Origin of the sequence: Rothia terrae (assembly GCF_014705925.2) — a bacterium.
Classification (GTDB): Bacteria; Actinomycetota; Actinomycetes; order Actinomycetales; family Micrococcaceae; genus Rothia; species Rothia terrae.
Genome location: NZ_CP061539.1, coordinates 1000026 through 1013442 on the forward strand (window position 1 = coordinate 1000026; position 13417 = coordinate 1013442).

13 protein-coding genes are annotated in these 13417 nt (G+C 51.6%); 12 read left to right on the forward strand and 1 reads right to left on the reverse strand.

Annotation, left to right across the window (positions count from 1 at the left end; genetic code table 11):
- Positions 1 to 18: 18 nt before the first annotated feature.
- The gene (locus tag IDM49_RS04615; RefSeq protein ID WP_228008193.1) at positions 19 to 1044 is read left to right on the forward strand and encodes an L-threonylcarbamoyladenylate synthase; all 1026 of its coding nucleotides are present in this window, start codon (positions 19 to 21) and stop codon (positions 1042 to 1044) included.
- A 77-nt stretch (positions 1045 to 1121) separates the two neighbouring features.
- On the opposite strand, the gene IDM49_RS04620 is transcribed toward IDM49_RS04615, so the two are convergent.
- Positions 1122 to 2192, reverse strand: coding sequence for an NAD-dependent epimerase/dehydratase family protein (locus IDM49_RS04620; RefSeq protein WP_168613715.1), 1071 nt, complete (start codon positions 2190 to 2192; stop codon positions 1122 to 1124).
- Between the two features lie 283 nt (positions 2193 to 2475).
- On the opposite strand from IDM49_RS04620, the gene IDM49_RS04625 reads away from it, so the two are divergent.
- From IDM49_RS04625 to IDM49_RS04675, 11 genes are all read left to right on the forward strand, one after another.
- Entirely contained in the window at positions 2476 to 4356 is a 1881-nt protein-coding gene (locus tag IDM49_RS04625) for a glycosyltransferase (RefSeq protein WP_190725192.1), read from the forward strand.
- Positions 4357 to 4358: 2 nt separating this feature from the next.
- The gene (locus IDM49_RS04630; protein ID WP_228008194.1) at positions 4359 to 6194 is read left to right on the forward strand and encodes a nucleoside-diphosphate sugar epimerase/dehydratase; all 1836 of its coding nucleotides are present in this window, start codon (positions 4359 to 4361) and stop codon (positions 6192 to 6194) included.
- An 11-nt stretch (positions 6195 to 6205) separates the two neighbouring features.
- On the forward strand, positions 6206 to 7216 hold the full coding sequence (locus IDM49_RS04635) for an MraY family glycosyltransferase (RefSeq protein ID WP_190725193.1): 1011 nt from the start codon (positions 6206 to 6208) through the stop codon (positions 7214 to 7216).
- The gene (locus IDM49_RS04640; protein WP_168613712.1) at positions 7206 to 7664 is read left to right on the forward strand and encodes a hypothetical protein; all 459 of its coding nucleotides are present in this window, start codon (positions 7206 to 7208) and stop codon (positions 7662 to 7664) included. Before IDM49_RS04635 ends, IDM49_RS04640 begins: the two co-directional genes overlap by 11 nt.
- Before the next feature lie 2 nt (positions 7665 to 7666).
- Positions 7667 to 7933, forward strand: a complete 267-nt coding sequence (locus IDM49_RS04645; protein ID WP_190725194.1) for a DUF2339 domain-containing protein — start codon at positions 7667 to 7669, stop codon at positions 7931 to 7933.
- A 99-nt stretch (positions 7934 to 8032) separates the two neighbouring features.
- On the forward strand, positions 8033 to 8824 hold the full coding sequence (atpB, locus tag IDM49_RS04650) for a F0F1 ATP synthase subunit A (RefSeq protein ID WP_168613710.1): 792 nt from the start codon (positions 8033 to 8035) through the stop codon (positions 8822 to 8824).
- Positions 8825 to 8953: 129 nt separating this feature from the next.
- A complete protein-coding gene (gene atpE, locus IDM49_RS04655; protein ID WP_190725195.1) occupies positions 8954 to 9163 on the forward strand; it encodes an ATP synthase F0 subunit C in 210 nt (69 codons plus the stop codon).
- Positions 9164 to 9213: 50 nt separating this feature from the next.
- Positions 9214 to 9765, forward strand: a complete 552-nt coding sequence (locus IDM49_RS04660) for a F0F1 ATP synthase subunit B (RefSeq protein WP_168613708.1) — start codon at positions 9214 to 9216, stop codon at positions 9763 to 9765.
- Positions 9765 to 10577: a F0F1 ATP synthase subunit delta gene (locus IDM49_RS04665; RefSeq protein WP_168613707.1), complete on the forward strand. Its 813-nt coding sequence runs from the start codon at positions 9765 to 9767 to the stop codon at positions 10575 to 10577. The genes IDM49_RS04660 and IDM49_RS04665 overlap by 1 nt, the downstream gene beginning before the upstream one ends.
- Positions 10578 to 10750: 173 nt before the next feature.
- Entirely contained in the window at positions 10751 to 12376 is a 1626-nt protein-coding gene (atpA, locus tag IDM49_RS04670) for a F0F1 ATP synthase subunit alpha (RefSeq protein WP_190725196.1), read from the forward strand.
- Between the two features lie 75 nt (positions 12377 to 12451).
- On the forward strand, positions 12452 to 13378 hold the full coding sequence (locus tag IDM49_RS04675; RefSeq protein WP_168613705.1) for a F0F1 ATP synthase subunit gamma: 927 nt from the start codon (positions 12452 to 12454) through the stop codon (positions 13376 to 13378).
- Positions 13379 to 13417 lie beyond the last annotated feature (39 nt).

Here is a 13417-nt window from a genome sequence, read left to right on the forward strand (position 1 = left end):
CGTGGAAGAATGGAAATCGTGACTGCAACTATTTTTTCTGTTGAGACTTCTGAAGAACGCGCCGAGGCACTGTCAGCGGCAGCTACTGCCGTGCAGGGTGGCAGGGTCATTGTCGTACCCACGGATACTGTTTACGGCATTGCAGCCGATGCTTTTTCAGCCGGTGGCGTTCGCGCCTTGCTGGCTGCTAAGGGACGCTCTCGTCAAATGCCTCCTCCTGTTTTGATCTATGATCCTTCGGTATTGCCCGGGCTGGCTGATCGCATCTCGTCCGATGCGCAGGCATTGGCCGATGCTTTTTGGCCCGGTGCCTTGACTCTGATTTGTCATGCTCAGCCCTCGTTGACCTGGGATCTTGGCGAGACCAAGGGCACCGTAGCTTTGCGTGTACCCGATGATGAGCTCACTATTGAGTTGCTGCGTCAGACCGGGCCGCTGGCGGTCTCATCAGCTAATAAGACCGGACGTACTGCCGCTACTACCGCTGAAGAAGCAAACAGCCAATTGGGTGAGAACGTCAACCTCATCATCGACGGTGGTATGCGTCCACGCAACCGCGCTGAAGGCACAGCGGCTCAAGATGTTGCACCTTCCACCATTATTGACTGCACCGGCGATGTCCCGGTAGTAGTGCGAGAAGGTGCTATCTCGCTAGCAGAAATTCGTTCCGTTGCTCCCAGCGTTATGACGCGTGATGAATGGGAGGAGCAAAAGCGACAGGCAGCCCAGTCCTCACTTCAAAATGCTGGTGGTAGCGTTGCCGCATCCTCGGTTGAGCAGTCACAGGCAGGTGAAACTGAGAGCAAAGATTCAGGCTCACCCCATGACGACGCGGTAGAACCTATCAAGCCTGCCCGTCAGGCGGCACCAGTGTCAGCGGGTAGTCCCCTCAATGGTCTGGTCACCGCTTCAGGGGCTCAAACACAAGCTATTGATCAGTTGCGCACCGAGGGCGCGCACTTTGTCGATACCAAACGAGTCTCAGATCAGACAAAACCTCTGTCAGTGTCTGACGCACGCGCTTTAGTTTTCGGCGAAGACTAAGAATTCCTGGCCGACACAAAAATACGGGGCGTTATCGCTAGATGCGATAACGCCCCGTATTTTTTATGAATTTTTCATTATTTGCTGTACTTTTTATCCTGCTTTTTGCCAAGAGCAGTATGGGCATCGCGCAAAACTTCGCTGACTCGAGAGGTCGGAACCAAAGAGTTGGCGCGCGTCCACGAGTCATCTTGGTCTTGCCCAAACCACATCAGCTCTACTCGGCGTACCGGTGCCTGAAAACGGTCACCACAGGCGCGTGACACGGCGTAGCCGGTTGAGACCGCAACCTTGCAGAGAGCAGCCGGAAGGCGGAGCGGAAAACGGCGCCCTGCATCCATGAGCACGCTAGAGGTGGTAGCGCCTTCCCACGGTTGCAAAACGATGGGCGGTAGCTCACCCTGGAACTGGCCAATCATGACGGTGAATTCTGCCAGTGCATAGTTTGAGGTAATCGGTGACTTGCGATCACCAGAAGCGACGGAAGCCAGGGGAGAGGACGCGATTTTCGCAAAAGCTTCGGTGGTACGACGGCCACGGCCCATCACAGAAGTTGCGCGAATAATACACAGCTCTAGTGCATGGTGAGCTGAAACCTGAACAGGTGCAGCAGCTGGAGCGGCAGGAAACTGTGACTGCTCAGAGCCGGGCGCTACACCAGCAGCTGCGGTCTCCTGAATAAAAGCACGCAAGTAGAGTAGCGCTTCTTCACCCAAAGCCTTAGAGAAAGAGTACTCAGAGAAGGGATCGGTGCGAGGGGACGCATCCAACGTTTTAGTATTACCCTGCACCGCTGCCGAACTCATGTGGATCAGTCGCTTAACACCTGTACGCTGAGCCGCGATAGCGATAACAGCCGGCAAAAGAGCGTTCGCGCCGATGAGTGGAGCGGCATCTTGCTGAGAAGGAGCCGCAAGACCGGAAGCATTCACAATAACTTCAGCACCGGCAAAAGAATCCGCTAAATTATCGATAATCGATTCAAGGTTGCGAGCCTCTTTGACGAGTTGCTGCACATTCGTGGTGTGGGTTGCAAGACGAGGTGCTTCGATAGGATCAGCATCGATACCCTCGGCACGTAAACGGGCAAGAATGGAAGACCCCACAAAACCGCTCGCACCGATAACTTTCCAGGAGGAAGAACTCATAGGGTAGGTAGCTCCTTAGATTGTGGCATTACGATATAAAACGCGATACCTTGAATACTTACCTTCAACTCTTGCATATAATGAGGGCAAAACCACGAAGACTTGTCCGGTGTACTCCACGGAAATCTGAGATTTAGACAGAATCTATTCAGACAGTTTGGGTAAACTTACTACAGCTACTAAATACTGGCTCACCAAAGCACAATTCTTGAACCACGTTGAGCGCAACAGCGTCGCAGCACGTAGCTACTGTCAGAAGATCCAGAAAGGTATTGGGTAACCTATGCAGAACCATTCACAGGTATTAGTGGATTCGTATGCACATGAACTACCTGTGTTGCATGATCGTGTGGTTGCTGTCGTCGTCACCTACAACCGTCTAGAGCTTCTCAAGAAGACCATTTCTGGCATTATTGAAGCTCAGCGCGTGCCCGATACTGTGGTGATTGTTAATAACGCTTCGACCGATGAGACCGCTCAGTACTTGGCAGAGTTAGACCTCCCCGTAGCGGTAGATATTATCAACCTGTCCAAGAATACGGGCGGTGCCGGTGGTTTTACTGTTGGTATTGATCGCGCGCTCACTCAACACCGCGCTGATTTAGTGTGGGTTATGGACGATGACACCGAACCTACTGACAACACATTGGCAGAATCTCTTGCGGCGTGGGAGAACTATTCACCTGTACGGCTTCAGCGTCCTGCGGTTGTCGCGTCTAAAGTGGTGTGGGATGACGGCACCGACCACCCCATGAACACGCCGCGTACCATGTTTGCCGCAGGCTCTAAGCGTCACGAACGGGCGCAGGCTGTAGGCGCTCGCCCCATTCGCTCGGGTTCTTTTGTTTCTTTGCTCATGGATGCTACCGTCATGCGTCAATACGGTCTGCCCATTGCAGAGTTCTTTATCTGGAACGATGATTTTGAATATTCAACGCGTCTGATTCACCACCGCGACGGTATTTCAACTGATCAATCGGTGGCGTGGCATCATACTAAAAACGCAGGGAACACGAATTCTGATCCCGGCCCTCGTTTTTATAATGATGTGCGTAATAAGCTATGGGTCTTTACCCGTCGCCGTACTCTGGCCTCATGGGAGAAGGTTCTCTACGGCGGTTCAACTGCCCGACTGTGGGTCACCACCTTGCTCAATACCGCCGAGAAGAGAACCTACGTGGGCTACCTTCTACAGGGGCTTAAGGATGCGGCGCGGAACTTTAGAGACAACACGGCGTTTTTGCAGGGCGTCTATGAACCTCAGCTACCGCTGACAGCTCATCATCTAGAGCCGGTTGAGCAGAAGTTTTCGCTTCTCATGAGCGTTTATTCCGGTGACACTGCGCATCACCTACAGCAAGCTTTGATGTCAAGTATTGATGAGCAGACAGTACGACCAGATGAGCTGGTACTTGTCGTGGACGGTGAAATTTCACGCGAGCTAGCAGAAGAAATTGAGCGCTGGAAGTCTCGTTCAACCGCCGGTGAAATCTGCCCTATGACCGTGGTGACTTTGCCCTACAACGCGGGGTTAGCGGCAGCATTGAACGAGGGCCTTCGTTACTGCTCCTACGATATTGTGGCACGAGCAGATGCCGACGATATCTCGTTGCCCGCCCGTTTTGAACAGCAGATTCCTGTGATAGCAGCTGGCAACTTGGCAGTACTAGGTTCTGCGATGGTTGAATTCGATGGGAAATCCGATGCCCCGGAAACTTCGCGAGAAGCACTAACGGGTAGTGAAAAACTGAAAAAAGTCTTGATGACTCGTAACCCCATCATGCACCCCACCGTGGTTTTGCGTAAATCAGCAGTGGATGCCGTGGGCGGTTATGAGCATGTTACCGGAGCGGAAGATTACTGGCTGTGGGCTCGGCTCACCCAGCGCGGGTACCGCATGGACAACCTGACGGTTCCCCTCGTGAAGTACCGTGTCGGTGAAGGAGCCTACCAGCGTCGCGGTGGGGCACAAGCCCTCTCAAAAGATATAGAAATCCAGCACCGCTTATACACGGGTGAGTTTATTTCTGCGCCTCAGCTGGTTAAAAATATGGTAGTTAGAGTGGGATATCGAGCTATGCCTGTTGAGCTACGCAAGAACTTGTACCGAAAGCTCATCGGGCAAAACAAGAACGCTGTCACGGTATTTCGTAAAGGAAAATAACGGTGCCTGAAAACGTAAACACCACAACAGTTCCCGTCGTGAATACGGGATATGAACGTAAAACCTGGTGGAAGTATGTTCAGGTTCTGCTTGACTCAGTAGCTTGGATGGTTGCTCTGCCTATTGGCTTTGCCTTGCGCTATGGTGGGCATCTGGGAGCAATTAGCCCTAGCGGAATCCTCATTGTCATCGTGACGGCTATTGCTTTGCAGATTGGTATTGGCGCTGCCTGCGGTTTGTATCGAGGACGCTACAGCTACGGTTCTTTTGCCGAGGGTAAGATTCTCTACCCGGTGACCGTTGTGGTAACGGTTCTGATGCTGGGAATTTTGCTGATGTTTGCGTGGCATATTGATGTGCCTCGCTCGGTCATTCTAATCGCCTTCCCCTTTGCGCTGCTGTTGATGATGGTTCTGCGCTATATCAAGCGTATTATCGAGGACTTCACCAACCGTCCCAGCTACGAACATTCTGAACCGGTGATTGTGTACGGTGCAGGTTTTGTAGGACGTGCACTGGTGTCCAATTTGATGTCGGATACTAACGGCACCTACCGTCCCGTAGCTATTGTCGATGATGATCCTTCATTGCGAAATGCTCGCATCCAGTCAGTGTCAGTGTTGGGTACCGGAGCTGATTTGCCATCGCTGGTCAAGCGCTACCACGCGACCAAAGTGTTCGTGGCGATGACGGATATTCGTGACACCAAATTTTCGCGAATCCGTCAGTCCATGCGCGAGCTTGGCGTAGATGTCTATCGGGTAAAAAACATTCTGTCCAATATCTCTGGTCTCAACGAAGATAACGTGAAAGATATCAATCGTCACGTCATTGAGGGTATTCGCGGCAAGATTGACTATCAGATTAAAGATGAGGACATCCGTTCGTACATCACCGGTAAGCGAGTGTTGGTGACTGGCGCGGGGGGATCGATTGGTTCTGAGCTGTGCCGTCAAATTGTTGATTACAATCCGTCAGAACTCATGATGCTGGATCGTGATGAAACTCTTTTGATGGATACCCGTTACACCATTTGGGGCGATTCTAATCTGAACGATCCGTCAGTAATCTTGGCTGATATTCGTGATCAGGACGCCTTGCATAAAGTTTTTTCTGAACGTAAACCTGAGGTTGTATTTCACGCGGCTGCACTCAAGCATGTGACCGCTCTTGAGGCATACCCCGAAGAAGCGTGGAAAACCAATACCTTGGGAACTCGAAATGTTCTTCAGGCTGCATCTGAAGTAGAGGTTGAAGTTTTCGTGAATGTTTCAACCGATAAAGCTGCAGACCCCACTACCGCTTTAGGTCAGTCAAAACTGACTGCTGAGATGTTGACCAGCTGGTTTGGCGATCAAACGGGCAAACGCTACGTATCGGTGCGATTTGGCAACGTGTTTGGCTCTCGAGGTTCGATCAAGCCGCTGTTCACCCGTCAGATTATGGATGGCGGTCCGATTACGGTCACCGATATGGAGGCTACCCGCTACTTCATGCTTATTCCGGATGCTTGTTTGCTGGTGATGACGGCAGGGGCGATCGGTGCTCCTGGGGAGGTGATGGTCCTTGACATGGGCGAACCCGTCAAAATTTATAACGTTGCTGAAAATCTGATTCGTACTTACGAACGCTATGACGTGGAAATTAAGGTCACCGGATTAAGAGCCGGTGAAAAACTCGATGAGGTGTTGTTCGGGCAGAGCGAGGACTTTGAAGTAAGTGATCGTAACCCGTTTATTTCTCACACTCATGCTGAGCCGAAGAGCCCGGCATCCTTGGATTACTCAGCATGGTACGAGAACTACCTTGATCATCGCACCTACACCGTGAAGAAGTAGGGGAGTATAACATGAACTTTTCACTGGTTTTCCCTGCGCTGTGCGCCGGTGTTCTGGGGTTGCTGTTGCCATTTGCTGTGCGACCTCTTCTCCACCGCTGGAACTTAGTTGATTTGCCAACCGCTCGTTCATCTCATAGTGAGCCGGCCTTTCGCGGCATGGGATTAGCTACTGCTATCGCGGTAGCTGCTACGTATTTTGTGTCGTTGTTGCTGGGGCTGATCGCTGTTGACCGTTCAGTGGCACTGGTAGTGCTTGCTGGGGCTGTGCTTGCTGGCATCCTGGGTTGGTTTGAGGATTTGCGAGGCGTGGGCATTCTCAAACGCTTCAGCGTCCAGTTGCTCATTGGCATTGCGGTGACCGTAGCTCTGACCTTCATTTTGAATACGGCTATCTGGTGGATTCCGGTAGGTGTATTTGCCATTGCTGCCTACATCAATGTGGCGAACTTTATGGATGGCGTCAACGGCATTTCGGGTTTGCACGGCTTGATGGTTGGCGTTTTTTACGCTTATGCAGGTGTGCAGACAGATACCCAGTGGTTGATGGTGGGTGGCGCGGCACTGGCCGCAGGATACACAGCTTTCTTACCCTGGAATGTCCGCACGGGTAAAAACGTATTTTTGGGGGACGCTGGTTCTTACTTCCTGGGTGGAGCTATCGCTTGCATGGCAGTTGGTGCATTCTTAGCAGGTATCTACGTAGAGTACATTCTCTCTCCGGTGTTGATTTATTTGGCAGATACCGGTTTTACGCTTCTCAAGCGCATGCTGCGAGGCGAGCAATGGTACAAACCGCATCGCACCCATGTGTATCAGCAACTCACTGACTATGGTGTTTCGCATATTGGGAGTGCCCTCATCGTCAACGGCGTATCTGCACTGGTCTCCATCATTACGATCGTTGCCTTGCCGTTCCAGACTCAGCAAGCTGTCTGGGCGGGGCTTGCGGTCGTTCTAATCATCGCAGGCTACCTGTCGTTACCTACTTTTTTGAGGAAAGTGACGCGACGTGAGCGTTAGCGGTTCAGCGGCTTCTATCGGCTCTGGAATATCGTGGAAAAATATTTTTCTCAACGTGAGTAAGTATTTAGGGGCAGTCACCCTGCTAGGGCTAGCGATCGGCGGAGTTACTAGGGGATACGAAGGTTCCTTGGCATTTTTGGCGGGTTCACTTTTAATCTATCTATGCTTTAGTATTGGTATTGTTGTAGTCTCCATTACAGAACGTCGTTCTATGGCGAATGCAGCACGCGCTCTAGTAGCAACCTATGTAGTAAAGGTGTTCGTTTTGGGAATCGCTCTGTTAGGGTTTTCTTGGCCATCAGCTATTAAAAACGGTTGGATGCTTGCTGGAGCTATTTGTGCCGTGACAGTTTGGCTTGTCGTGGAAATGATAACCATCATGAAAATGAGAATTTTGTACTTTGATGACCATGACGGTTCAGCCGCGAAGCATTTGGGAGATTAGACGTGACTCGTTCACATTACCAGGATGCAGACAAAGTTAAACTTCGTACCACGGGGGAGCTGGTCTCTGGCGGCGGATTATCCGGTGCAATCATGACACTTCTCTATGTCATAATCGGCATTGCTTTCTGGAGTTTGGTAGGCTTTGGGCTTGACAAGCTTTTTGGAACCACATGGATTGTTTGGGTAGGGGCACTTATTGGTGCTTTTGGCGGGTTTTATCTTGTCTATTACTACATGTCGCAGAGCAATTCAGATCATAAACGCTGATTTTTATTGGCCATACACATCAAACTTTGACAATACGACGTTGTCTGCAATGGATGCAGTCAACTACAGCGTACGCACACTGCAAGAAAGGAACTTGCCTTGATTTCAAACGGGCTAGTTGTCGCAGCGGGGTATACCGCGCCCACTGTAGAAGAAATGCATCTTCCCGACTTCTTCCAAATCGGTTCGTTTGGCTTTGGCAAGCAGATGCTTCTTGTTCTGCTTTCAGTTGTCATCGTGAGCTGGTTCTTCCTCGCCGCTGGTCGCAAGCGGGCGATGGTGCCTTCACGCACCCAGTTCTTGGCTGAGTCAGGTTATCTGTTCACACGTAACTCATTGGGTAAGCAGTTGATTGGTGTTCACCACTTCAAGCCATTTGTGCCTTTACTATTCACCTCTTTCTTCTTTGTTTTGGTGAACAACCTGTACGGCTCAATTCCTCTGGTTCAGTTGCCGTCCTTCTCTCACGCAGGTAGCGCATACGCAATCGCAATTATTGCGTTTTTGGTGTGGGTTGGCGTTGGCATCAAGCGCAAGGGGCTGGGTGCCTTCTTCAAGGACCTCACCATGCCTCCCGGCGTGCCCCCGGTTCTATACATCATCCTCGTCCCGATCGAACTGCTGTCTAACCTCATCATTCGTCCCGTTACTCACGCATTGCGTCTGTTCGCGACCATGTTCGGTGGTCACTTGGCAATGATGGTTGCAGCCTCACTCGTTGCTTACATGGCAACTCAGCTCGGTGGTATCGCCGCTGTTGGAGCTATTGCTCCTACCGCTTTGGGTCTGTTCCTCTTCTTCCTAGAGTTGATGATTCAGGTTATCCAGGCTTACATCTTCACCCTTCTGCTTGCTGTATACCTTCAGGGTTCAGTTTCAGAAGGTCACTAATAAAGTTTTCTTGCGGAACCCCGCAACGAATAAAGCAACTCGCATCTAGGCGAGTGTTATATACCCTCATAAAAGCTCCGTTCAAGCACACACATCCCGTACGTTTGAACGCTGTTGAAAGGAAACACAATGGAAATCACCGGTTCACTGAGTGCTATTGGTTACGGTCTCGCTTCAATCGGTGGCGGTATCGGCGTAGGTCTGATCTTCGCTGCATACATGACCAGCGTTGCACGCCAGCCCGAATCACAGCGCACCCTGCAGCCGATGCTGTTCATGGGCTTCGCGGTTGTTGAAGCTTTGGCTATTCTCGGCCTCGTGCTTGCCTTCATCGTCTAATCCAGACGCCAATCACTGACCGTACTTACTAGAGAACAGGAAAATTCCCTATGTCATATCTGATGGCAGCTGAGGAGGGTCACACCAACCCCCTGCTCCCGAATATCTGGGAAATCGCCATTACCGCCATTGGGTTCCTGATCCTCCTTTTCATCGTCACCAAGTACGTTGTCCCGATGTTCGAATCGATCTATCAGGACCGTAAAGAAGCAATTGAGGGTGGTCTTGCCAAGGCTGAAAAGGCTCAGGCAGAGGCAGCCGCGGCTCGCGCAGAGTACAACCAGCAGCTCGAAAGTGCTCGTCTGGAAGCTCAGAAGATTCGCGAAGAAGCACGTGCAGAAGGCGAAGCTATTCTCGCCGACTACAAGCAGCGTGCAACTGTCGAGGCTACTCGCATCACCGACAACGCTCAGAAGACAATCGAAGCAGAGCGCTCAGCAGCTCTCATCTCACTTCGCAGTGAGGTAGGAACCCTGGCAACTGCGCTGGCTGGCAAGATTGTTGGCGAGTCACTCAACGATGATGAGCGATCAAACCGCGTGGTCGATCGTTTTCTTGCTGACCTTGAAACCGAGCAGCGAAATGCAGGTGCTACTCGGTAATGACAGGAGTATCGACTGAATCACTGAAGAAGGTGGAAGAGGTTCTGCACACTAACGTAGACCAGAACCCCACCCAACTTGCAGAAGAGCTGTTTGCTGTGGTTGACCTTGTTGACCGCGACGGCAGTCTGCGCCGCGCTCTGATTGATTCTTCCCGCGAGCCTGCAGCACGCGCTGGAATCGTCAAGGCTTTGTTCACCGGTAAAGTCTCTGAATCAACCTTCAACGTAGTCTCAGCTGCTGCTGAACAGCGTTGGAGCGAAGAGAGAGACTTTGCTGATGCACTGGAAAACGTAGCGGTTGTAGCAGCGGCAGCTGGTGCAGAAGCTCGTGGTGGCGCTGATGCACTTGAAGCAGTGGTCAACGAACTATTGACCTTTATCAATATTGTTGATTCTTCTGCAGAGGCTCAGGCGGCCCTTTCCGATGGCCGAGCAAGTAATGAAGCAAAGCAGAAGCTTGCAGTTTCACTCGGTGGCGTAAACCCCACTGCTGAAGGCAAGCTCTTGCTCGAACGTGCAGGCGCACATTCACGCGGTACCACCGCATCGCGCCTTGCACAAAAGTTCGTGGAAATCATCGTCAAGCGCCAGAACCGTTGGATTGCACGCGTTACCGCTGCACGTCCGCTGTCTGACGCTCAGATTCTGAAACTCCAGAATTCTTTGAACCGCGTCTACAACCGCAACCTGAAACTCGATATCACTATCGATCCTTCAGTTATTGGTGGTTTGCGTGTTCAGGTAGGGGACGAGGTTGTAGACGGTACCGTCTCAAACCGCCTTTCAGATCTGGATCGAGCAGTCGCGTAACACCCAACGGGTGACCTCTGTGCAGGCAGACGGTGATTTAGAAGATACAACTCGTTTGTTCTTCACGAAAAAGTCAATGGGTGACTGTTTTCGTGAAAAACACACAAGCAAGATTAGGTTCTAACTGATGTATATCGGTACAGAACCACAAATTAGGAGAGCAGGGACACAAGATGGCCGATTTGACCATCAACGCCGATGACGTCCGTAATGCGCTGAATGAGTTCGCGGCGTCTTACGAACCCGGCAACGTAGAACGTGTTGAGGTGGGTCGCGTAGCAACCGCGTCCGACGGCATCGCACGTGTCGAGGGACTTCCCTCAGTAATGGCTAATGAGCTGCTTCGCTTTGAAGACGGCACTTTGGGCCTTGCACAAAACTTGGATACCCGCGAAATCGGTGTCATCATCTTGGGTGACTTCACCGGTATCGAAGAGGGCCAGGCAGTTCACCGCACCGGTGAGGTTCTGTCTGTTCCTGTGGGTGATGAATTCCTTGGTCGTGTAGTTGATCCCCTGGGTCAGCCCATTGACGACCTCGGTCCCATCAACGCTGAAGGCCGCCGCGCACTGGAGCTCCAGGCACCCGGCGTTACCATGCGTAAGTCAGTTCACGAACCTTTGCAGACCGGTCTCAAGGCTATCGACGCAATGATTCCGATTGGTCGTGGTCAGCGCCAGCTCATCATTGGTGACCGCCAGACCGGTAAGACCGCTATCGCTGTTGACGCAATTCTGAACCAGAAAGCTAACTGGGAATCGGGCGACGTCAACAAGCAGGTTCGTTGCATCTACGTGGCTGTTGGCCAGAAGGCATCAACCATCGCATCAGTTCGCTCAACCCTTGAGGCACAGGGTGCACTTGAATACACCACCATTGTTGCATCACCCGCATCAGATGCTGCTGGCTTCAAGTACTTGGCACCCTACACCGGTTCAGCAATCGGTCAGCACTGGATGTACGGCGGCAAGCACGTTCTGATCATCTTTGACGATTTGTCAAAGCAGGCAGAAGCTTACCGTGCAGTGTCGCTTCTTCTTCGCCGCCCGCCGGGACGCGAAGCTTACCCCGGTGACGTCTTCTACTTGCACTCACGCCTTCTTGAGCGTTGTGCAAAGCTGTCAGACGAACTCGGTGCAGGTTCAATGACCGGCTTCCCGATCATTGAAACTAAGGCTAACGACGTTTCAGCCTTCATTCCGACCAACGTTATTTCAATTACTGACGGTCAGATCTTCTTGCAGTCAGACCTCTTCAACGCTAACCAGCGTCCCGCAGTTGACGTGGGTGTCTCGGTTTCACGCGTTGGTGGTGCTGCGCAGACAAAGGCAATGAAGAAGGTTTCAGGTACCCTCAAGCTTGAGCTCGCTCAGTACCGTTCAATGGAAGCATTCGCAATGTTTGCATCTGACTTGGACGACGCTTCAAAGCAGCAGCTCACTCGTGGTGCTCGTTTGATGGAACTTCTGCGTCAGCCGCAGTACACCCCGTACGCAGTTGAAGAGCAGGTTGTTTCAATCTGGGCAGGTACCAACGGTCACCTGGATCACCTGGAAGTTTCAGACGTTTTGCGTTTCGAATCTGAGTTCATTGACTACCTGCGTCGTAGCACCTCAGTTCTCGATAGCATCGGTGCTTCAGGCAAGCTTGAAGACGACACTCTGGCAGCTCTTAAGGACGCTGTTGAGGTTGTCAAGCGTGACTTCCGTTCAGAGGGTTCAAGCCACTTGGTTGCAGCTGGTCATGAAGAATTCCAGCCTGCTTCTGACTCTGACGTGTCACAGGAAACCATCGGTTAGCGATTATTGATCATGTAGTTTGTGGCTCATCGTCACGGTGAGCCACAAACTACACCGGATCAGAAAGGAAGCTTCATGGGAGCCCAGATTAGGGTTTACCGTCAAAAGATTGCTTCGACATCGTCTATGAAGAAAATCTTCAAGGCGATGGAGATGATCGCGACCTCACGTATTAACAAGGCTCGTAAAAGTGCAGATGCAGCTAGCCCCTACGCAGATGCGTTGACTAAGGCTGTAACTGCTATTGCGACACAGAACTCAATTTCGCATCCGCTCATCAACCGCAGTGCGAACTCGCGTCGCTCAGCTGTCTTGGTTTTGGCATCTGACCGCGGTCTTGCAGGTTCATACTCGGCATCAGTTTTGAAAAAGACTGAATCCTTGATTGAGAAGTTGCGTTCCGAGGGTCGCGAGGTGCAGTTGTACCTCGTAGGTCGCAAGGCAAAGTCATACTTTGATTTCCGTGAACGTTCATACGAACGCGCATGGGAGGGCAATACTGATAACCCCAATATTGATATGGCCGTAGAGATCCGCGATGCGTTGCTTGATGCATACTCGCGTCCCTACGAGCAGGGCGGCGTTGACGATTTGCACATCGTGTACACCGAGTTCGTATCAATGGTTACTCAGGAAACCACGATTTTGCGCCTGTTGCCTTTGGCCGTTGCTGAGGCACGCGATTTTGGTGAGCAGATTGTTCCTGGCCAGCAGCTTGAGGACGACCAGTTCACCCAGAATTCTGCCTTCGAATTCGAGCCTAGCCCGCAAGAAGTTCTTGATGAACTCTTGCCCCGTTACATCGCTTCACGACTGTACGCATGTCTGCTTGAAGCAGCAGCGTCTGAGTTGGCATCTCGCCAGCGTGCAATGAAGTCTGCTGGCGATAACGCCGACGAGCTCATCAAGAAGTACAAGCGATTGATGAACAACGCTCGTCAGGCTGCGATTACTCAGGAGCTTTCGGAAATTGTTAGTGGCGCGGACGCCCTCGCCTCCTAAGCATTTTTACGAAAATTGCTTCAACCAAATCTTCAATCT